The organism is Mesorhizobium sp. M0808 (assembly GCF_040320025.1).
Classification (GTDB): Bacteria; Pseudomonadota; Alphaproteobacteria; order Rhizobiales; family Rhizobiaceae; genus Mesorhizobium.
Genome location: NZ_JAMYOX010000001.1, coordinates 431,800 through 452,397 on the forward strand (window position 1 = coordinate 431,800; position 20,598 = coordinate 452,397).

Below are 20,598 nucleotides of genomic sequence, written 5' to 3' on the forward strand. Positions count from 1 at the left end.
CCGCCGCCCTGATCTGGTTTGCGCCGCGCCTCAGTTCGATGCTGCGGCAGGCGTGCTGAGTTCGAGGAACGGTACGGTCGAGCCCGGGATCATCGACTTCGGCAATTCGCCGTTCCATCTCTCCGCCTTGGTCAGTTCGACCAGCAGCGGATTGTTGGCGATTGCGGCGGCGCGAGCCTTGATGGCGCCCGCGGTCGCATCGCCTTCGACCCTGGTCTTGTAGGCGCTGGCCTCGGCTTCGGCCTTGACGCTGTCGGCGCGGCCCTTGGCCTGGGTGACGGCGATATCGGCCTTGATCTTTTCCTGCTGCAGGTTCTGTTCCTGCTTCTGCACCTCGACCTGCGCCGTCATCCTGGCTTCGACCGCCTGCTCGTAGGCGTCGGAGAAGTCGATGTTCTCGACCTGCACGCTGTCTATCATCACCGGGCCGTCGGTTACCGCCGCGATGGCGTCGGCGACGTCCTTGTTGAACTTCGCCCGGTTCTGGATAACCGACACCGCGTCGTACTGGCCGAACACCGTCTTGATCTCCTGCGGTGCTTTCCTGGCAATGACACGGTCGGCCAGTGCCTCGATCGATCCATAATTGGTGTAGACGTTGCTGACTTCGGCGGCCGGCACGTGGAAGTTGACGGTAACGCGCATGTCGGCCGGCTGCTGGTCGCGCGAATAGGCCTGCATGGCCGGCAGGCCGCTGCAATCGTTCTGGTTCTCGCAGCCCCATTTGAGCACCTGCTGGCGCAAGCTGATCTTCTCGACGCGCTGCAGCCACGGCAGCTTGAAATGCAGTCCGGGATCGACGACCGAACTCAGCGCCCCGTTGGTCAAGAGCACGCCGCGGTCGCCCTGGTCGATCGTGTACCAGGACCCCAGGAGCGCAAAGACGCCGAGCGCCACGATGACGAGTGCGATCAGGCCGGAACCGATCGACCCCGATGCCATCCCCGGCTTGCCCTGCGGACGGCTTGAATTGCCTTGCGTTTCGGTCATCACCCCACCCCAACCTGATTGCCCGTGCTGCTTTTGCCCACAATAGTGGCGGCATTGCAATCCTCTGGATATGGAAGGACCTTCGCGCCAACCGGCCGGACCGGCGGGTGGTTCAGGCTGGCTAGCGGATTTCCCCTGCAGCCGCGGCAGCGGGCTGGGACGCGTTGCCTGGCGTCTCCTTCTGCCGTTCGGCATCGGTTTTGCGCTTCGGGCAATCCTCGTAGTCGTGGTCGCGCCCGCCGCAGTAGGAGCAGCATTTTGCTGGCGCGTCGGAGCGAAGCATCGTTGGCATGCACAAGAATGCACGAAACCCGACAGATTGCGAAGGCTTGCACACCGGCAAGGTCGATTTCGCCACGGAACCGCTGCCGCCGCATGAAAGTTATCCGCTCATTGCAACGGGAGCACAGGACATGGCCGACGACCCGAACCGCTACGAGACCGGAGCGAGGAAATATCCGGCAAAGACGAGCCCCGACGCGGCCGACGAATTTTCGCAGGATGCGGCCGGCAACAAGCCACCTCCCGGCGGCATGGGATTGACCAGGCCGGCTGACGATTTCGACGACAGGACCCTTCATTCGGAGGGCCAGAACCCGCCGCGCGCAGCGATCCGGCCAGACGGCAAGGCCACCGCCAAGAAGCCCGGCAAGGACGCAAGACGATGAACGTCGCCAATCTCCAGCTCGAAGGATTGATGATGGCGATCGCGGCCGTCAACAACGCGCTGGTCCACAAGGGCCTGCTGTCGGTCGACGAGGTCGACATGGCGTTGCGCCGGGCCGAGGCGGCGATGACCAGCGACGAGCGTCTCTATGAAGACATGTCGCCATCCAACCGCGACGCCGTCTGCTTTCCGCTCAGGCTGCTGCAGGCGGCCAACAACGCCCAGGGCGAAACCGGCGTGCCGACCTTTGCCGAACTGGCCAGGATGGTCGGCCGGACCAAGGAGCCCTATAACGACCAGATGTGATGGAGGACGCCATGGCCGACGACAAATCCAAGACCAAGCAGGATCGCAAACTGGTCTCCGGCGAAGAGCCATACGAGGTCGCTGCGTTTGCCCGCAAATACGGCATACCGCAAAGCGAGGCCGCGACCATCATCAAGCGTTACGGCCCCTCGAGGAGGAAGCTCGACGCGCATATGGCGAGCCGCAACGCCTGATCCAATTCTGGCGGCGGCCGCCGTTCACGCCGGAAGCGTCCCTGCCCTGCCGCCTTGTCGAGAGTATCCGCACCGCCGGGCGGCCCCTCGGGCCCGCCGCTGCGGGATTCAACGCCCGGTTTCGATAGCCGCGGAATACTACCGCGGCGCAACAACTCATTTACCTCGACGCTGTACCAGTCCGGTGAGCAAAGCCGGGGGTCGGATGCAGGAACAATTATTGCGCTACGAATGTGTCATGGAGCCGGACGGCCGTTGGATGGTGTGGGACATCGTTCACGATCTGCCGGCGCAATTTTCGGAAATCGCGCTGATCGGCCTGAGCCGTCGTGAAGCGGTTTCGCTCTGCCGGCTGCTCAACGAGACGAGCCGTTCCGAGACGCGGCAGAGCCGGGCCTCCTGAGAAGCGTGCTCTCAGGCCTGCTCAAGCGCGGGGGATCTACATGCGATCGACAATATTCGGTCTGGTCTTGCTGCTGCCGGCCGCCGCCCTGGCGGAGCCGATCGAGACCCAGAAGATCATCACGGCGGCGACCGGCGACTGGAACGGCGACGGCGCCGCCGATCTGGCGATGATCGTCGAGACCGAGCCCGGCTCTCCCATGGACCTGTATTTTTTCCTCAAAGATCGCGATGGCGATTTTCTAAAACCTGCCGGGATCGTGCATGATCAGATTGACGGGGAATGGAAGGATTACGACCGGCCGGGCCCCGCCACATCCGACACCGAGCCCGAACTCACCGGGCTCCCCAACGGTTCGATCAAGCTCGATATTCCGGCGATGGAGATCGGCAGCGAGCGGACCAACAAGACGCTGACGCTCGCCTGGCGCAACGGCACGTTCGTCGTCGCCGGTTTTGCCTACGAGTATTGGGATTACATGGACGACAATGTTGCCGGCGACTGCGACTACAATGTGCTGACCGGCAAGGGCAAAAGCAGCAAGAAGCTGGCGGACGGCAGCACCAGGCAAGCGACCGTATCGGTCGAAGGCAAGGTCATCCCATTTGCGGAATGGACCCCGGGCACTGGCTTCAGCGCTTGCGGAGAGTGAGAGGTTTCGGTTGCCTCACTGCAGCGGCGGCTTCCACAGCAGGCTGTTGCGATCGGCGGACTTGACGCGCAGCCAGGTTTCGCGGCCATCGCGCAGCACCCGGAGCGGGATCTCGGCACCGGCCGGGCCGCTCTTCCAAAGCTTGCGATAAAAATCGGCAAGCCCATCGACCGCCGTGTCGCGGACATCCGAGATGACATCGCCTTGGCGAAGGCCCGCCTGGGCGGCCGGACCGCCCTCGGCGACGCTCATCACCACGACCTTGCCGTCGCTCTCGGCCGAGAAGGCGCCGAGCCACGGCCGCGGCGGCCTGGCGACCTGCCCGCGCGTCAGCAGATCGTCGAGGATGGGCGGCAGAAGATCGATCGGCACCACCATGTTGATGTCGGCGACCTCGCCGTTGCGGCTCATCTGCAGGCGCAGCGAACCGATGCCGAGCAGCCTGCCATCCGCGCCGATGAGGCCGGCGCCGCCCCATGAGGGGTGAGCCGGCGCCGTGAAGATCGCCTCGTCGAGCAGATATTCCCAATAGCCGGCGAATTCCTGCTTGGTGACGATCCGCGCCCGCACGGAGCGGCCGACGCCGTCGGCGAGCACGACGGGATCGCCGATCTTGGCCCTGGACGCATCGCCGAGCGCAATGGCGGGCAGCCCGAGCGGCGCCAGCGCCTGCACCAGGCCGAAGCCCGACTCCTGGTCGTAGGCGAGCGCATGGGCGGGAACCACACGCCCGTCCTGGTCGGCCAGCCAGACCTCCTCGGCCTCAGTGATGAGATAGCCGATGGTAAGTACCAGCCCGTCGCCGCGGATGACCACGCCACTGCCCTCGCGGCGGGTGCCAAGTGTATTTGCCGTGAAGGCGTCCTCTGGCACGGTGGCGCGGACGGCCACGATGGATCGCAAAAGGGGTTCGATATTCATGCTTTGGTTCCTGGCAATGTTCGCAGGCTGATATGGGCTATAGGTATGGCGCAGGTGATCAGGCGCAAGAGGTGGCGCCGGCTTTGGCGTGGACCGGCGCCGCGCCGTTCGCGCCGGGGTTTTGCAACAGCGCCGGCAGCCCTATCTGTACCTACGGCTATCCCAAGCTGCCCTATGCAAAGTTCCTCCGCCATTACCCACGTTGATATCTGATATCCTCCCAACCCAACCCTTCCAAAGGCCTCCCAAATGAACGACTACGCAACGGACCAATACACGCCGCCAAAAGTCTGGACCTGGAACAAGGCAAATGGCGGCGCTTTCGCCAGCATCAACCGGCCGATCGCCGGCCCGACGCATGACAAGAAACTGCCGGTCGGCAAGCATCCGCTGCAGCTTTATTCGTCGGCGACACCGAACGGCGTCAAGGTGACGATCATGCTGGAGGAACTTCTGGCGCTCGGCCACAGCGGCGCCGAATACGACGCCTGGCTTATTAGGATCAACGACGGCGACCAGTTCGGCAGCGGCTTCGTCGAGGTCAACCCCAACTCGAAGATCCCGGCCATGATGGATCGCAGTGGGAAAAAGCCGGTCCGCATCTTCGAATCCGGCTCGATCCTGCTCTACCTCGCCGAAAAATTCGGCGAATTCCTGCCGACGGAGCAGCCGGCTCGCGCCGAGACCCTGTCATGGCTGTTCTGGCAGATGGGCTCGGCGCCCTATCTCGGTGGCGGATTCGGCCATTTCTACGCCTATGCGCCGACGAAGATCGAATATGCCATCGACCGCTTCGCCATGGAAACCAAGCGGCAGATGGATGTGCTCGACCGACGCCTCGCCGAAAGCGAGTATTTAGGCGGCAGCGACTATACGATTGCCGACATTGCGGTGTGGCCCTGGTATGGCGGGCTGGCCAAGGGCCGTATGTATGACGATTCCGGCGAGTTCCTGCAGGTGGAGCAGTACAAGAACGTGCAGCGCTGGGCCGACGCCATCGACGCGCGGCCGGCGGTCAAGCGCGGCCGCATGGTCAACCGCACCTTCGGCGAGCCTTCGATGCAACTGCACGAGCGCCATGACGCCAGCGATTTCGAGACCAAGATGCAAGACAAGCTCGCGGCGGCCAAAAGCTAAGCGGACGACGCGCCGATCTCCCGCCTTGTAGGGGAGATCGGGAGCTTCGGCCGACTGCTCAAGCTCGCCTTCACCGCCGCCATCCACAGCCGGTCGATGTTGGCCAGGAATTTCTCGTCGAGTTTGTCGAGGTGCTTCCAGTACATGCCGTCCTCGAAGAGATAGCCGAGTTCCTTCTCGATCCTGTCGGCCTCCTCCGCCTGATCGAGCCGCAGGCCGGCAAGCATCTCGGCCTTCATTTCCGAAAGCTGCGAGGAAGAAAGCGCGCCGAGTTCATCGAGCGTCAGCCGCGGGAAGATCAGCCGGCTGCGCGGCAGGTCGGATAGGTTGACGCACAGGCAGCCGCGCCGAAGCGCATGGATGAGCAGGCGGGCCGACTTCGCCTCGAGGTTGCGCAGGGTGACGTCGTTGCGCAGCGGATCGGCGCGGCCGACGCCGTAAAAATGCGTGTTGCCGGGCTGGTCGTAGATCATGTCGCAGCCAAGGAATGCCAGCACGTCCGGCTTCTGACTGTGGATCGTCCAGTAGGCCGCCGTCATCGACATGGTGCCGCCGGCATAGACGAAGCCGCCAAAGCTGTTTTGCGCCGGCACGTAATGCGAGGCGCTGAAGATCTGCGCCTGCTGCAGGGGACCGCCTTGCGGCATCCGCTCCGCCGGGAAATCGCCGGCATGGACGAGGAAATCCCAGTCGGGGCGCACGCGCCAGGCGTTGTTGATGGCGACGATCTTGCCGAAGGCCTGCTTGGGCCAGGCGGCGGAGCGCACCACATCGGGGGCGCTACCGATCAGCAAGATCACGTTTGGCGTTCCGTCGATCACCACAACCCTCTCGACCGGCCGAAATGCATCTCGATGCCGCCCGGTTGAACGGCTTTATAGCCTCAATGGCCCATCGAAAACACCAGCCGGATTTAAGCTGGCATCAACAAAAGGCAGCTTGCCAGCCGGTTGTAAAATGTGGCCTTAGGCACCGTCGTACAAGCAGCAGGCAGGTTTTCCCGCTAGCCCAAAAACGACGATATGAGTTGGGCGATATATATTAGTTGACTAAACTAGCGGAACGTCCAATGCACATTCCCAGAACCGAACATGTCCTGTCTAGACCATGATATCTATATGGGACATTACTACATAAGCTGAACGCGACCTCGACGGTTCGGCGGCACAGCCCTCAGACGCCGCGGCTTTGCCTCCGCGCTTTTCGCCCCGGATCCGTAGATCAACCGGACGACGAACAGGAAATATCCAACCTGCATGACGATCAAGGTCAAGATCGTCCAGGCCAGCGTCTTCCAGATTGAACCCGTCGCAAGGTAAGTCGAGATCGCCACGATGGACGATGTGGTGGTCAGCCCCACCAGGAACTGTGGAAAGTTCATGATTTTTCTGCGCCGCCCCGGAACTCGCTACAGCCGGGACGAACTCCCCTAACCCATTACCCCGCACCAACATTTCCACCATTTTAGCAATTGCGCAAGCACCAAATAGAACAGCAGTTAACGCATGCTTCCGTGATCAAGGGCTGCATGTCAGGTCACCAAGGTGGGCTGGCTTGGACGGCGGCTGCGCGTCCCCTCCTCCCCAACCAGCTCTCCATACCCCCTCACCGCCCCATCAAGCCCACGTATTCGCCACGTCTCCCCTTCCCGTGCCTCAAGATGGGACGGGCCGAGCGGGACTTTCCCTCCGCCGTCCGGCAGGTCCAGCACGTAGACGGGATTGCAGATGCCCGACAGGCGCGCACGCAAGGCGCTGACCAGCGCCTGGCCCTCGGCGATCGTGGTGCGCCGGTGCGCCATTCCGCGCACGAGATCGCCGTGGTGCAGGTAATAGGGTTTGACGCCAAGGCGATACATCAGCTCGCGGCACAGCTCTTCCAGCACCTCGACCGTATCGTTCACGCCTTTCAGCAGAACGCTCTGGTTCAGCAGCACGAAGCCGCCCTGCCGCAACGTGCGGCAGGCCCGCTCGGTCGCCTCCGTGATTTCGCGTGGATGGTTGAAATGGGTGACGACAGTGACCATCAGCCGGCCCTGCAAGGCTTGCATCAACCCGCCGGTGACGCGCGACGGCAGCGCGACGGGTACGCGAGTGTGGATGCGCAACAGCCGCACATGCTGGATCGCCTCGACACGGGCGCGGATTTCCGCCAGCGCCCTGTCCGGCAGCGATAGCGGGTCGCCGCCGGTCAGGATCACCTCGCGGATTTCCGGATGGGCCGCGATATAGGCGAAGGCTTCGTCGAGAGCTTCGCGCGTATAGCCGCGGCCGATCGACGTCAGCTGCTCCTTGCGAAAGCAGAACCGGCAATAGACCGCGCATTGATAGGTCGGGAACAACAGAACCCGGTCGGCATGTCGATGCGTCAATCTAGGCACGGGACTGAAGGCGTGGTCGGCGATCGGATCGTCGAGTTCGCCCTCCTGCTCTGCCAGTTCGTCGGGCGACGGGATGACCTGAAGCCGTATCGGATCGGCGGGGTCGTTCCAGTCGATCAGGTCGAGATAGGCCTTGGGAATGCGAACCTTGTGGCGCGTGGCCGCGGCTTCGGCCGCCGCCCGCTCGGCTGGCGACAGCGGCAGCGAATCCAGATCGCCTACATGCCGCACGCCCTCGCGAACATCGTCCCGCCATGCGGCATCCGCCTCGCGAGCGCGCCGGTCATCGGCTGCCACGCCGGCCGCATCGACCGCCATGCTGGCGTCGGGGATGTCGGGATGTGAGGTCATCGCAGGCTCCTTGAATTTCGGGCCGGGGTACAGCATTGGAGCCAGGACTTGAAGGCAATAAGCGGTGTTTGGCCGGGTTGGAGGGCGCGGCAGGAAGCCACAACCGGCCACTGATCAGAACAATCGTCCAACATCGCTGACGCAAAACATTAGCTTGCTCTTATATTAGCTTGAGCGTATACACATAAACGGCCGGTGATCTACCCCCCAACCGGTTAGGCTCGGCGCCAGTTCCCTCCCTACCCCTCAGGTCAACGACGCCGGGCCGCTCGGGTTCGCCCGGTCGCCCGCGGTCGAGACCGGATCGTCGACCTCTTCGATGTCGATCATGCCCCCTGCTCAAGCAGCACCCAACTGAACATACCAGCTGAACACATCGGCGATGCCCGCGTCTCTCGGCCTTCCCGTCGCCGGCCGCGGTCGCTAATCTCGGATTGCGAAAAAGCTGGAGAAGAGCGTATGGCGAACGACTTGTCGCCAAGGCTTTTGGAGATCGTCAATGCGCTGCCCTTGCGGCAGGGCATGCGAGTGCTGGAGATCGGCTGCGGACCGGGTGCTGCAGCGCGCGAGATCGCGCGCCGGATCGGCTGTGGGCACGTGCTGGCGATCGACCGCTCGGCCAAGGCCATCGCGCAGGCCGGGGCCGCCTCGCGCGCCGAGATTGCGGCAGGCCGGCTGAGCCTTCGCCAGGTCGCCATCGAGGATTTCGAGTTGGAGGCCGATGAGAAGCACTTCGACATTGCCGTTGCGGTGCGCGTCGGCGCGCTGGACGGGCGTCATCCCGAAGCAGGAAAAATTGCCCTGCGACGGCTCAAGGCGGCGTTGACCGCGCAAGGCCGGCTGTTCATCGACGGCGGCGATCCGCTGCGCGAAATTGCGATATATGGCTGAGGACCTCGTGCTTGGCCTCCGGAATCGAGCGTCTACGTGACCGTGAGCGGCAGAGCCGGCCTCAGCTCCGCAACCCCGGCGCCTCCTGCCCGGTGCGCTCGACATATTCGGTATAGCCGCCGCCATAGGTGTGGATGCCCTCGGGCGTCAGTTCCAGCACCCGGTTCGACAGCGCCGCCAGGAAATGGCGGTCATGCGAGACGAACAGCATGGTTCCCTCGTACTGCGACAGTGCCGTAATCAGCATCTCCTTGGTGGCGATGTCGAGGTGGTTGGTCGGCTCGTCCAGCACCAGCAAATTGGGCGGATCGAACAGCATCAGCGCCATCACCAGCCGCGCCTTCTCGCCGCCCGACAGCACGCGGCATTTCTTCTCGATCTCGTCGCCGGAAAAGCCGAAGCAGCCGGCCAGCGCCCTGAGCGGCGCCTGGCCGGCCTGTGGAAATGCATCTTCCAGCGTCTGGAACACGGTGCGCTCGCCCTCCAGCACTTCCATGGCGTGCTGGGCGAAATAGCCCATCTTGACGCTGGGCCCGCGCGCCACCGTGCCATTGTCCGGCTCGGAAGCGCCAGCGACCAGCTTCAGCAGCGTCGACTTGCCCGCACCATTGACGCCCATGATGCACCAGCGCTCGCGGCGGCGCACCTGAAAATCCAATCCCTCGTAGATCGAGCGGCTGCCATAGCCCTTGTGCACGTTCTTCAGCGTCACCACGTCCTCGCCGCAGCGCGGCGCCGGCTGGAAGTCGAACGACACCTTCTGGCGGCGCTTGGGCGGCTCGACACGGTCGATCTTGTCCAGCTTCTTCACCCGGCTCTGTACCTGGGCGGCATGTGAAGCCCGCGCCTTGAAGCGCTCGATGAAGGCGATCTCCTTGGCCAGCATCGCCTGCTGGCGCTCGAACTGCGCCTGCTGCTGCCTGTCGGCAATCGCCCGCTGCTGCTGGTAGAATTCGTAGTTGCCGGAGTAGGCGGTCAGCGAACCGCCGTCGATCTCGACCACCTTGTTGACGATGCGGTTCATGAACTCGCGGTCGTGCGAGGTCATCAGCAGCGCGCCGGCATAGTTCTTCAGGAACTGCTCCAGCCAGATCAGGCTTTCGAGGTCGAGATGGTTGCTCGGCTCGTCGAGCAGCATGGCGTCGGGCCGCATCAAAAGGATCCTGGCCAGTGCCACGCGCATTTTCCAGCCGCCGGACAGTTTGCCGACGTCGCCGTCCATCATCTCCTGGCTGAAGCCGAGCCCGTCGAGCACCTCGCGGGCGCGCCCGTCCAGCGCGTAGCCGTCGAGCTCCTCGAAGCGGTGCTGTGCCTCGCCGTAACGGACGATGATCTCGTCCATTTCACCGGCGCGATCGGGGTCGCCCATGGCGTGCTCGAGCTCGCGCATCTCGGCCGCCACTTCGCTCACCGGCCCGGCGCCGTCCATCACTTCGGCCACCGCACTGCGGCCCTCCATGTCGCCGACATCCTGGCTGAAATAGCCGATGGTGACGCCGCGATCGACGGAGACCTGGCCCTCGTCGGGCTGCTCCTCGCCGTTGATCATGCGAAACAGCGTCGTCTTGCCCGCGCCGTTAGGCCCGGCCAGCCCGACCTTCTCGCCCTTCTGCAACGCGGCGGAGGCTTCGATGAAGACAATCTGCCTGCCGTTCTGCTTGCTGATATTTTCGAGACGAATCATGGTTTTCCGGGGAAGGCCAAAGGAGAGTTCCCGCGCCAATACGCGATAGGCCGCGCTTGCGGAAGCCCGCAATTGATGAGGCGCCCCGCGCCAAATTGTCTGAACCCGCCAGTTGCTTCCCGGCTGGATCAGGCTTTGACGGCGTAGGGATGAGCCGGCGGATCAGCTATCGGTCAGGGCTTTTGTCGTCGCCAGTTTGACCCCGGCGGCGGCAAATGCCGCATTGTGTCGGGCGATGATCTCCGCGGCGGTCTCGCTGGCGGCGTCGAGCGTGCTGTGGGCGTCGGAAACCACGGTGACGCCCAGGCCCGCTGCAAAGGCGCCCTTCACCGTGGCCGCCACGCAGAAATCGGTCTGCGCGCCGATCAGAACGACCTCGCCGGCGCCCTGCCCGGCCACCCATTCTGCAAGGGCGGCATTGCTGAACGCATCGCCGACACGCTTGGCGAAAGTCGGCTCGTCCTCGGCCTGGCCGAGCGCCGGCCACACCGACCAGCCCGGCTCACCCGGCGCCAGAGGATCGCCCTGCGGGCCGTCATGCCTGATGAAGGCGATCTTGCGCCCGCTGCGCCGTGCCCATTCGATCAGCGCGCGGGTGCGGGCAACCATGCCGTCGGCATCATGGATCGGCGGTTCGGCGACACCGTCGAACATGCCGGTCTGAAGGTCAATCACGATGAGCGGCGCGGTGGCCGCGGGGCTGGTCCCTGACATGGTTTTTTATAGCACGAGGGCGGAGCTGATCAAGGATCAGGGCCGCGATGGCGCGCACGGGCAACCGCAAGTGGCTGGAGTTCGAGATATGTGACAATCCGCTTGCGGCAGCGCTAACATAGCGCGCCATTGGGATGTGGGTCAGTTCGAAATTCTGGCTATCGGCCGTGACCGGATTGCATTCGTGGCAAGCTCCTGCGAAGAAATTACCATGACACATGCAGCCGTAGCTTTCCTTGCGATCGTGACTTCGGTGTTGGTCGCGATCCTACCCGCACAATCGCAAGAGTGGACGCCCTCGGAGGACGCGGTTCGAGATGCAACGGAAACGGTTGGTCGCTATTTCCTTTCGCTCGATAGCCAAGAGTATGGGCGGGTATACGAAATGATAACTGATACCGCCAAAGCTTCGATCCCATCGAACGCCTTCGTGGAGCAAAGTAAACATTTTCATTCTCAGGCCGGCGCTGTGCGCGAGCGCCGGCTACTCAAATTCACGTGGTTGAAGGACCCAGAGAACGCTGCCTTTCCTGGCGTCTATGCCGCAGTCGACATAGCGGCGAAGTTTGAAAACATCGATCGTTACTGCGGCTATATTGTCCTCTATCAGCGGCCGTCAGGTGGAAATTTTCGAGTCATGCGGGTCGAAAGCAACTTCATCGACAACGCTACCGCGAAAAGCATTGAAAAGACCCAATCGAAACTCGAATTGGATCGAGCATGGGCCGAGTTGTCGGCTAACTGTCCGAATTTTCCATCGTGAAGGTGAGGCGGTCCGTTTTTGTACCTTCCGCGACCATCGGCTTTTCGGTTTCCCTCGCTTCGATCAGCGCAACGATGTCGGTGAACTCCTACAGTTTGCCGGCCCGAGGATGATGAACGCGGGGAGAGCGCAGCTTTTGTCCTCACCCAATCCCGCCCATCACGGCATAGGTGCCGGCGGTGCGCTTGTCACTAAACCCAAGCGCGATGTTTATCTCGTCCGATCGCCCTTCGCAAAGTAGCCGGCGGCCCGGACGATCACACCTGGCCCGATGTCCCATCCTCGCCAAAAATCCCGGTCACGCAGTCGATGAACACGCGTACCCGTGGCGCCAGCTGGCGGTTCTGCGGATAGAGCGCCGACAGCGGTGTCGGCGACGGCGGGTAATCCGGCAGCACTTCGACAAGCGTGCCGCGTGCGAAATCACCGGCGAAGCGGTAGTGCGGCGCCTGCACCAGGCCGAAGCCGAGACGCGCCAGCTCCGCCATCGTGTCGGAGCCGTTGACCGTCACCCGGTTGGGCAGGCTGACATAACTCAACGCGCCGCCGACGGTGAATTCGAGCGGCATGACCTCGCCGGTCCGCGACGAGCGGAAGCCGACCATCAGATGGCCTTCGAGATCGTCGAGGGTTGCCGGCAAGCCGAGGCGTTCGCCCGCGAAGCAGCGCGACCAACCTGACGAAAGCGCCAATGACGGCCAATGTCCCCCTCACTTCAATTCCACCCAGACCGGCGCGTGGTCGCTGGCGCCGGTCTCGCCGCGCACGTCGCGGTCGATGCCCGCCGCTACCAGCCGGCGCGACAGCTTCTTGCTGAGCAAGATATGATCGAGCCGCAGGCCGGCATCGCGCGGCCAGCGGTTGCGGCGGTAGTCCCAGAATGTGTAGAGCGTCTCGTTCGGGTGCTTCTTGCGCAGCGCGTCAAGCCAGCCCTGGTCGAGCAGCCGCTGGAACGATGCGCGGCTTTCCGGCTGGACCAGCGCGTTGTCGTCATAGGAGCGGGTCGGGTAGATGTCGCGCGGCTCGGGCACGATGTTGTAGTCGCCGGCCAGTACCACCGGCAGGCCGGTGTCGAGCAACTGCGCCGCATGCGCCTCCAGCCTTTCGTGCCAGGCCAGCTTGTACTGGAATTTCGGGCCGGGCTGCGGATTGCCGTTCGGCGCGTAGAGGCAGGCGACGACGATGCCGTTGACCGCTGCCTCGATGTAGCGCGCCTGCTGGTCGCTGTCGTCGCCGGGCAGCGCCTCGCGGGTCAGAACGGGTTCTGAGCCACGCGCGAGTATGGCGACGCCGTTCCAGGTCGGCTGCCCGACCCAAACCGCGCCGTAGCCGGCGGCCGCCAGCGCAGTGCGCGGAAACTGCGTCTGCCTGGTCTTGAGCTCCTGCAGGCAGGCGATGTCGGGTTTGGCGGCGGCCAGCCATGCGAGCAGGTTCGGCAGCCGGCTGTTGATGTTGTTGACGTTGAAGGTGGCGATCTTCATCGGCCTGCTTCAGCGCACGATGCGTTCGGTCCACGCCTTCACCGCATCAGCGAGCGTCTTCAGATGATCGGCGGTGGAGAAGCCGGAGATGTTTTTGCGCGGCTTCAGATCATGGTCGCCGTCTTCCAGCCAGAAAATCTCGATTGCGTCGGACAGAGCATAGGTCGCGACCTCGTCTTTGGTCCCGAACTCGTCGCGCGTGCCTTGGAAGATCACTGTCGGCATCTTGAGATCGGCGAGGTGCTTTGTCCGAAGCTGCGTCGGTTTGCCCGGCGGATGGAAGGGATAGCCAAGGCAAAGCAGGCCCGAGATCTCGCCCTTTGAAAACATCTCGTCGGCGATCATCGAAGCGACGCGTCCGCCCATCGACTTGCCACCGATGATCAGCGGACCCTTCACGCCCTTCGCCCGGAGGTCGGCGATCGCCTTGACGTATTCCGGGTTAACCGTCTCGGCGCGCGGCGGCGGCTTGCGGTGGCCGTAGCGGCGAGCCGCCATGTAGTGGAATTCAAAGCGCGCAACGCGGAAGCCGGCCTCGGCCAGCGCTTTTGCCGTGGCTGTCAGCGAGGGGGAGTCCATAGGAGCGCCTGCGCCATGGGCGAGCAAGATGGTGATTGGGGCGGTGTCGGGGCCGTCGAAGAGGAAGGTTGTCATGGGGACTCCAACGCTGGTGACCCCTTCTCCCCTTTGGGAGAAGGTGGCCGAGCGAAGCTCGGTCGGATGAGGGGTGTTCCAGCTTGGCATCACCTGCATTCCGTCCAGCACCCCTCAACCGTCTCGGCGCTGCGCGCCGATCCACCTTCTCCCACAACAAGGGGAGAAGGAGGCGCTACTACCTCACCCCGCCGACATCCGCGCCAGCTGCAAATCCACGAACTGTATCCCCTTGGCGGCCGTGCGCGCCCATTCGGAGTTGGGATCGAGTTCGAGGTAGCGCACCCAGCGACGCCGCGCCTCGGCGAGATTGCCGGCGTCGAACTCCAGCCTCGCAAGGTTGAATACCGCGTCGGCATAATTGGGATCGAGTGCGATCGCCTTGAGCAAATGCCGTCGCGCCGACGCCACCCGCCCCTCTTCGCTCATCAGCCCGGCGAGATTGAACCAGGCCTCGACGAAGCCGGGATCGAGCTTTATCGCGCGGGCATAGTCGTGCGCCGCCTCGGCCGCGTGGCCGGCGGCGCGCAGGCAGTTGGCGCGGTTGAAAGCGGCGATGGCATCGCTTGGGTCGATGGCCAGGCAGCGCCGGTAGAGCGCCGCCGCCTGCTCGTGGTCTTCAGCCCCTTCCGCCGCCTCGGCATCGGCGAACAGCTCTTCCAGCGTGTCGTCATCCTGCGTTCCCAGATCGAACAGCAGCTGGCCGTCGAGTTCGCTCTGGCCGCCCTCGAGATAGATCGCATCGGCCCGCCCATGCTGTGAGCCGACGGCGAGCGACTTGGCGGTGAGCGAGGCGACCGGGCCCGACCGGTGCACCGAGCGCGCAATCGCCCCCCATGAGGCGCCGCCGGCAACCAGCCCGGCATATTTGCGGGCGAGGATCAGGTCGCGAAAGGAATACGGTTCGCAATCATGCTCGAAGGCATCGAACAGCGACAAAAGGTCGAGATCCTCGCCGGTCAGCCGCGACTGGTCGATCAGCGACTGCCGCGACAGCGCCGAAGCCTCCGGCGCTTTCATCAGGCCGAGCAGGCGCAGGAAGCCGTTCTCGCTGACCAGCTTGCGCCCGGCCGCGCGCTCGGTGACGACGCGGCGCTCAATCTCGGCATCATCGGCCCTGGCGAGCAACATGCGGCCCAACACGACATGTGTGGTGCGCCGAGTGACGCCGCGCCGCAACTCGCCGTGCTGGCGCTCGACCTCGCGCGCCGCCAACCTGAGCGGAAAGGCGGCCAGCGCGCCGACGATGCCGAAGACCGTGCCGGCGAGAGCCGTCACGCCTTGCTCTTGCCGACGGCTTTGAGAAGGTTCGCCTTGAGCGGGTTTTCCTTGGCCGCGGCGGCGCCGGCCTTGGCGGATTTCGCCGCGGGCTTGGCCGTTTCATCGGCCTTGCTCTTGGACTTGGCCGGCGGCTTGGCCGATTGCGACAGGCTCGCCTTCAGCGCATCCATGAGATTGATGACATTGCCGCGCTCAGGCGCCGCCGCGATGATCGGCTTATGGCCCTTCAGCTTCTCGCGGATCATCGCCATCAGCGCGATCTCGTAGCGGTCCTCGTAATTCTTCGGATCGAAGGTGGTTTCCTTCTGCTTGATCAGCGCCTCGGCCAATTGCAGCATTTCGGGATCGGGGGTTCCGGCCGGGATATTGCCGAAATACTCAGCCGTGCCACGCACTTCGTTCGGATTCCTCAAGGTGCAGACGAACATGCCGTTCTCGCGCGCGCCGATCGTCACCACGCGCTCGCGGCTGGACAGCACCAGGCGGGCGATCGCCAGCTTGCCGGATTTGCGCATCGCTTCGCGCAGCACGGCGAAGGTCTCCTCGGCCATTGCGCCGTCCGGCGCCAGGTAATAGGGCGCGTCCTGATAGATGACGTCGACCGAATGCTCGTCGACAAAGGCCTCTATGTTCATCGTATGATTGGATTCGATGCGTACCGCATCGAGATCGGAGTCCTCGATGATGATGTACTGCTTGTCCTCGTATTCGTAGCCCTTGACCAGGTCCGAACGCTCGACCAGCCCGAGTTCGGGGTCGACCGGCTTCATGTTGATGCGGTTGTGCGTCTTGTTGTGCAGCTGGTTGAAGCTGATGCGCTCGCTGGCGCTGGTCGCCGGATAGAGCCGGACCGGACAGCTGACCAGACTGAGCTTGAGGTAACCTTTCCAACTTGCCCTGGGCGCCATGAAATACTCCTACGCGGCCTTGTGCTGTCGAACTGTTCGCAGCGTTCATTCGTCCGGAGGACGAACGGGGCTGCCGAAATCCTACATTGCCCCTTACAATACCGGCAAATCCCTAGCGAAATCTTCCTCCGCTGAGAGCCGCCTGCAGGCAAGGGATCCGTGGCGAAGAATAATTCAAATTTTCCGGAGCGTCGATGGATTGCAGATCGGACCGGCGCACCGCCGTCACCATTCTACCGGACGGCTCTGTGCAGCGGCCAAAAGATCGGCCAAACCTGTGCCTCGACCCGCTTTGATGCTGGAGTTTCAATCTGATAACGCCGTTTGCGATCGGCCATGACCGATCGCCGGCCGGCTGGCAGACAATCGGCCAAATGATCGGCCAATTTTTCTATTAATCTAGAAAAAAACTATTTATGATTATGTACTTATTAATTCTGAAGATCGGCCAAAAATTGGAGGCAGCCGTACCATGGAAGAAAGCGTACAGCGGATCGAACCGGCCCGTCTGGAGGAAGTATCCGAGGAAATCTCGGATGCCCTGGCGGAATTGTCGGCGGCGTCCGCTATGTTGGGCGGCAGCCTTCATCCCCGTACAGCTGCCAACCTCGCCGATCTCGTGCGCATCATGAATACCTATTACAGCAACCTCATAGAGGGCCATGACACGCGTCCGCGCGACATCGAGCGCGCGCTGGCAGGAAATTTCGACAAGGATGAGGAACGGCGGAACCTGCAACTTGAAGCCGCCACTCACGTCAGGCTCCAGGCCGAGATCGACCGGATGGCTGCGCGGGGCCGATTACCTGATCCGGCTTCCCGCGCCTTCATCCTGTGGCTGCATCAGGAATTCTATCGGGATGCCGAGGAACTCATGCTGCGTGTCAAGGGTGCAGGGCGCGAATTTCTCATGGTGCCCGGGGAATGGCGATCGAAACTTGAGCACGATGTTGCGGTCGGCAGGCATCAACCGCCATCCAGCGTCCGCGTCGACGATTTCATGTGCTATTTCGAAACGCGCTACGGCTTCGCAAAGCTCGGCAAGGCAGGCCGGATACTCGCCATTCCTGCTGCGCATCATCGCTTCAATTTCATCCATCCATTTCCCGACGGCAACGGGCGCGTCAGCCGCTTGATGAGCCATGCGATGGCACATGAGGCAGGTATCGCCGCTCATGGATTGTGGTCGATTTCACGTGGACTGGCGCGAGGGCTGAAGAGTCGCAAAGACTACAAGACCATGATGGATCATGCCGACATGCCGCGCCAGGGCGATCTCGACGGCAGAGGCAATCTCTCACAGCGCGCGCTAGCGGATTTCACCCTGTGGTTCCTGCGCGTCTGTGTTGACCAAGTGACCTTCATGTCCGGCCTTTTTGATCTCGCCACGCTGGCAAAGCGTCTTCGCGCCTACGCTACAAGCAGCGAGTTGAAGCCGGAAGCCAGCCGTCTGCTGGAAGAGGCGCTGATACGCGGCGAATTCGAGCGAGGCGAAATCTCGCGCATTACCGGACTGCCCGAGCGGACCGCGCGGCGGGTTTTCAATGATGTCATTTCGCTTGGGCTGCTGGAATCCGAGACGCCCAAAGGGCCGGTATCCCTGCGCTTTCCCGCCAAGGCCTTGGACACGCTGTTCCCGAGGCTGTTTCCCGAAACATGAATCAACAGTCAGCCAGCCTCAGGTCCAACCGGCGGCAAATCCCTGGCGAAATCTTCCATGTCGGCCCAGGGATCGCCTGACGTCGCCAGCAGGCCCGGCAGCGACGAATAATTCAGATCCTGCGGAGCGTCGATGGATTCCAGATCGCTCCAGCTCACCGGCGTCGAGGCCGGCAAATTGGTGCGGGCGCGCAGCGAATAGGGAGCCGCAGAAGTGTGGCCGCGCGCATTGCGGTGATAATCGATGAAGATGCGCCGCTTGCGGTTATCCTTGCCCATGGTGGTGGTGAAAGTGTCGGGCGCGGTGGCGGCAAGATGCGTCGAGATGGCGCTGGTCGCCTGGTGCAATTTCTTCCAGTTCTGCTTTTGCGTCACCGGCACTGATATGTGGATGCCGTGGCCGCCGGACGTCTTGGCGAACGGCACCAGCCCTAGCGCTTCCAGCTCGCCCTTAATGTGCACCGCCGCCTCAACCACCTCGCGCCAGGCGATCCCCTCGCCCGGGTCGAGGTCGAAAACGATCAGGTCCGGCTTGTCGAGCCGCGTGCGATGGGTGCCCCAGGTGTGGAACTCGACGACACCGAACTGCGCCAGCGCCAGATAGCCCTTGGCGTCTTCCACCGAGAGATAGGATTTGGTCTCGCCCTCCGAATTGGTCGTTTCGAAAGTCGCCACAGAGGACGGCATGCCGGTGAAGGCGTGGCGCTGGAAGAAACAGTCCTGCGGCCTGCCGGTCGGGCAGCGCACCAGCGACACCGGCCGGCCGAGAATGTGCGGCAGCATGAAATCGCCGACCAGCGCGTAATAGACGGCAATGTCGAGCTTGGTCGGGCCGGTCTTGCCGAACAGCCGTCGCGTCGGGTTGGTCACCCAGATGGTGGCGAGGTCGGCCTCGGCGATCAGCCGCTTGCGCTTGGCCGAAACCGGCGTCGACAGGCCGACGTCGCGCAGGCCGCGGAACACGGCATGGCGCAGCGCATTGTCGGTGGTCCGGTTGGCGTAGTGGATATGCGCCGAAAGCAGCGGCCGCACCCAGTTCATCTCGCGCATGATTTCGCGGGGAACCCCTTCGGGCGCGGATGCACCCGCCCTTAGCGGCTCCAGCCTGGCCAGCAATTCGCCGGCGGTCCCCGCATCGAAGCCGGTGCCGACCTTGCCGCGATAGTGCAGCTCGCCGTCTTCGAATTCGCCGAGGCCAAGTGCAGCCAACCCCTCGGCCGCGTCGGAGACAGTGTAGCCGGCGATGACGAAGTCGCCGGTCTGAAGCGCCTTGGTCTTGGTCCAGGTCTTGGTACGGCCGCTCTGGTAGATTGCCGTGGCGCGCTTGGAGACGACACCCTCGAGCCCCATCTCGGATGCCTGGTCATAAAGTGCCTGGCCATCTCCTTCGACATGATCGCTGAGCTGGATGGCCGAATTGGCGCCGAGACCGGACAGCAATTGCGAAAGCAGCGCCTTGCGCCGGCGGAGCGGCGCTTGTCTCAGGTCCCAGCCGTCGAGATACAGAAGATCGAAGGCGTAGAAGTGGAGCTTGTTGCCGGCGCCTTCGGCCAGCGCGTCTTGCAAAAGGGCAAAGCGGCTGATGCCCTTGGCGTCGAGCGCGACGACCTCGCCGTCGATGATCGCCTCGCGGCACGGCAGCCTGGCGAAGGCAAGCGGCAGGTCGCCATAGCGCTTCGTCCAGTCGAGGCCGGCGCGGGTGATCAGCCTGACTGCGCCGTTAGCGAGATGCGCCATGGTGCGGTAGCCATCGAATTTGATCTCGTGCAGCCAGACTTCGCCCGTTCGGGCCGCTGGGTCATCGCCGCCCGGCGGTTTCGAAACCTGCGTCGCCAGTTGCGGCTCGATGCGGGTGGGCAGCGGCGCCTTGACGGCGCTCGGCAAAGCACCTGGCTTCAGCACCACCGGCCTGGCAGGCTTGGCGGCCGGCTTCGGCGTTGCCACCAGTTCCTCGATGCGGCGTCCGGATTTGACGCTTTCCGGCCGGGCTTCCAGTATGTCGTGCTTGGCGTCGGCGGCGAGATCACGCTCCTTGAACAGCAGCCAGTTCTTCTTGCCCTCATCCTCGCCGGGCTTCGGTTTCAGCCGCGTCAGCATCCAGCCGCCATTCAGCTTTTCGCCGGCGAGGCGGAACTTGAAGGAACCGGTGCGCAGGCTCTTCTCGACATCGTCCATCGGCGCCCAGACGCCGGTGTCCCAGACGATCATCGGCCCGCCGCCATATTCGCCTTCGGGAATGACACCTTCGAAGTCGATATACTCGAGCGGATGGTCCTCGGTCTCGACCGCCAGCCGTTTGTCGGCCGGATTGAGCGACGGGCCGCGCGGCACCGCCCAGCTCTTCAGCACGTTGCCGACCTGCAGGCGCAGATCGTAGTGATCGGCGGTGGCGTGATGCTTGTGGACAACGAAACGATTGCCCTCACCGGCAACCAGACCGCCGGCTGGTTCCGGCGTCCTCGTGAACTCGCGCTTGGCGCGATAAGCCTTGAGCTTCGAAGGAGCTGCCATGGACTAGGCGCGGGTGGTGGGCAAAAGCAACGAGCGCGGCATCAAAATCCC

The 20,598-nt window shown here is 63.4% G+C and carries 21 protein-coding genes and 1 pseudogene; 9 read left to right on the plus strand and 13 right to left on the minus strand.

All coding sequences use genetic code 11. The features are described 5' to 3' along the window. Positions 1 to 30 precede the first annotated feature (30 nt). Positions 31 to 990, minus strand: a complete 960-nt coding sequence (locus tag NKI25_RS02245; protein WP_352571346.1) for a prohibitin family protein — start codon at positions 988 to 990, stop codon at positions 31 to 33. A gap of 290 nt (positions 991 to 1,280) precedes the next feature. Between NKI25_RS02245 and NKI25_RS02250 the strand changes: the two genes are divergently transcribed. The 5 genes from NKI25_RS02250 (at position 1,281) to NKI25_RS02270 (ending at position 3,212) form a co-directional block, all read left to right on the plus strand. Continuing rightward, complete coding sequence (locus NKI25_RS02250; RefSeq protein ID WP_352465361.1) at positions 1,281 to 1,658, plus strand: hypothetical protein; 378 nt, start codon at positions 1,281 to 1,283, stop codon at positions 1,656 to 1,658. Next, positions 1,655 to 1,963, plus strand: coding sequence for a hypothetical protein (locus NKI25_RS02255; RefSeq protein ID WP_352571348.1), 309 nt, complete (start codon positions 1,655 to 1,657; stop codon positions 1,961 to 1,963). The genes NKI25_RS02250 and NKI25_RS02255 overlap by 4 nt, the downstream gene beginning before the upstream one ends. A gap of 11 nt (positions 1,964 to 1,974) precedes the next feature. Beyond that, complete coding sequence (locus NKI25_RS02260; RefSeq protein ID WP_023675702.1) at positions 1,975 to 2,157, plus strand: DUF3606 domain-containing protein; 183 nt, start codon at positions 1,975 to 1,977, stop codon at positions 2,155 to 2,157. Between the two features lie 220 nt (positions 2,158 to 2,377). Next, on the plus strand, positions 2,378 to 2,560 hold the full coding sequence (locus NKI25_RS02265; RefSeq protein WP_352571349.1) for a hypothetical protein: 183 nt from the start codon (positions 2,378 to 2,380) through the stop codon (positions 2,558 to 2,560). 40 nt (positions 2,561 to 2,600) lie between these two features. Beyond that, positions 2,601 to 3,212, plus strand: coding sequence for a hypothetical protein (locus NKI25_RS02270; RefSeq protein ID WP_352571350.1), 612 nt, complete (start codon positions 2,601 to 2,603; stop codon positions 3,210 to 3,212). Between the two features lie 15 nt (positions 3,213 to 3,227). Here the strand turns inward: NKI25_RS02270 and NKI25_RS02275 are convergent, their stop codons facing one another. Continuing rightward, positions 3,228 to 4,133 (minus strand): S1C family serine protease, encoded by a 906-nt coding sequence (locus NKI25_RS02275; RefSeq protein WP_023675699.1) that lies wholly within the window; start codon positions 4,131 to 4,133, stop codon positions 3,228 to 3,230. Positions 4,134 to 4,382: 249 nt separating this feature from the next. Here NKI25_RS02275 and yghU point away from each other — a divergent pair, with 249 nt between their 5' ends. Then, on the plus strand, positions 4,383 to 5,270 hold the full coding sequence (gene yghU, locus NKI25_RS02280) for a glutathione-dependent disulfide-bond oxidoreductase (RefSeq protein WP_352998034.1): 888 nt from the start codon (positions 4,383 to 4,385) through the stop codon (positions 5,268 to 5,270). Here yghU and NKI25_RS02285 read toward each other — a convergent pair. From NKI25_RS02285 to NKI25_RS02295, 3 genes are all read right to left on the minus strand, one after another. Continuing rightward, positions 5,267 to 6,070, minus strand: coding sequence for a hypothetical protein (locus NKI25_RS02285; RefSeq protein WP_352571352.1), 804 nt, complete (start codon positions 6,068 to 6,070; stop codon positions 5,267 to 5,269). The genes yghU and NKI25_RS02285 overlap by 4 nt on opposite strands. A gap of 329 nt (positions 6,071 to 6,399) precedes the next feature. After that, entirely contained in the window at positions 6,400 to 6,651 is a 252-nt protein-coding gene (locus NKI25_RS02290) for an exopolysaccharide production repressor protein (RefSeq protein WP_023675695.1), read from the minus strand. A gap of 150 nt (positions 6,652 to 6,801) precedes the next feature. Then, entirely contained in the window at positions 6,802 to 7,968 is a 1,167-nt protein-coding gene (locus tag NKI25_RS02295) for a KamA family radical SAM protein (RefSeq protein ID WP_502896728.1), read from the minus strand. A gap of 492 nt (positions 7,969 to 8,460) precedes the next feature. Here NKI25_RS02295 and NKI25_RS02300 point away from each other — a divergent pair, with 492 nt between their 5' ends. Beyond that, positions 8,461 to 8,892, plus strand: a complete 432-nt coding sequence (locus NKI25_RS02300; protein WP_352755576.1) for an SAM-dependent methyltransferase — start codon at positions 8,461 to 8,463, stop codon at positions 8,890 to 8,892. Between the two features lie 61 nt (positions 8,893 to 8,953). Here the strand turns inward: NKI25_RS02300 and NKI25_RS02305 are convergent, their stop codons facing one another. Together NKI25_RS02305 and NKI25_RS02310 are read right to left on the minus strand one after the other, a co-directional pair. Further along, a complete protein-coding gene (locus NKI25_RS02305) occupies positions 8,954 to 10,576 on the minus strand; it encodes an ABC-F family ATP-binding cassette domain-containing protein (RefSeq protein WP_352998036.1) in 1,623 nt (540 codons plus the stop codon). A gap of 162 nt (positions 10,577 to 10,738) precedes the next feature. Beyond that, entirely contained in the window at positions 10,739 to 11,290 is a 552-nt protein-coding gene (locus tag NKI25_RS02310) for an isochorismatase family protein (RefSeq protein WP_352699809.1), read from the minus strand. Positions 11,291 to 11,501: 211 nt separating this feature from the next. Here NKI25_RS02310 and NKI25_RS02315 point away from each other — a divergent pair, with 211 nt between their 5' ends. Further along, a complete protein-coding gene (locus NKI25_RS02315; protein ID WP_352998038.1) occupies positions 11,502 to 12,053 on the plus strand; it encodes a DUF4019 domain-containing protein in 552 nt (183 codons plus the stop codon). A gap of 257 nt (positions 12,054 to 12,310) precedes the next feature. On the opposite strand, the pseudogene NKI25_RS02320 reads toward NKI25_RS02315, so the two are convergent. The 5 genes and pseudogenes from NKI25_RS02320 to ku all read right to left on the minus strand — a co-directional run. After that, a pseudogene (locus tag NKI25_RS02320) lies at positions 12,311 to 12,706 on the minus strand (LysR substrate-binding domain-containing protein); the annotation flags it as partial. A 57-nt stretch (positions 12,707 to 12,763) separates the two neighbouring features. After that, entirely contained in the window at positions 12,764 to 13,534 is a 771-nt protein-coding gene (locus tag NKI25_RS02325; protein ID WP_352906138.1) for an exodeoxyribonuclease III, read from the minus strand. Positions 13,535 to 13,543: 9 nt separating this feature from the next. Next, positions 13,544 to 14,188 (minus strand): alpha/beta hydrolase family protein, encoded by a 645-nt coding sequence (locus NKI25_RS02330; protein ID WP_352645432.1) that lies wholly within the window; start codon positions 14,186 to 14,188, stop codon positions 13,544 to 13,546. A gap of 183 nt (positions 14,189 to 14,371) precedes the next feature. Next, positions 14,372 to 15,466, minus strand: a complete 1,095-nt coding sequence (locus tag NKI25_RS02335) for a tetratricopeptide repeat protein (protein WP_352571359.1) — start codon at positions 15,464 to 15,466, stop codon at positions 14,372 to 14,374. After that, positions 15,463 to 16,377, minus strand: coding sequence for a non-homologous end joining protein Ku (gene ku / locus NKI25_RS02340; protein ID WP_023675684.1), 915 nt, complete (start codon positions 16,375 to 16,377; stop codon positions 15,463 to 15,465). Before ku ends, NKI25_RS02335 begins: the two co-directional genes overlap by 4 nt. A 472-nt stretch (positions 16,378 to 16,849) precedes the next feature. On the opposite strand from ku, the gene NKI25_RS02345 reads away from it, so the two are divergent. Further along, positions 16,850 to 18,037: a Fic family protein gene (locus tag NKI25_RS02345; protein ID WP_352998041.1), complete on the plus strand. Its 1,188-nt coding sequence runs from the start codon at positions 16,850 to 16,852 to the stop codon at positions 18,035 to 18,037. 8 nt (positions 18,038 to 18,045) lie between these two features. Here NKI25_RS02345 and ligD read toward each other — a convergent pair whose 3' ends face one another. Then, positions 18,046 to 20,547 (minus strand): DNA ligase D, encoded by a 2,502-nt coding sequence (ligD, locus tag NKI25_RS02350; protein WP_352998043.1) that lies wholly within the window; start codon positions 20,545 to 20,547, stop codon positions 18,046 to 18,048. Between the last annotated feature and the right edge of the window lie 51 nt (positions 20,548 to 20,598).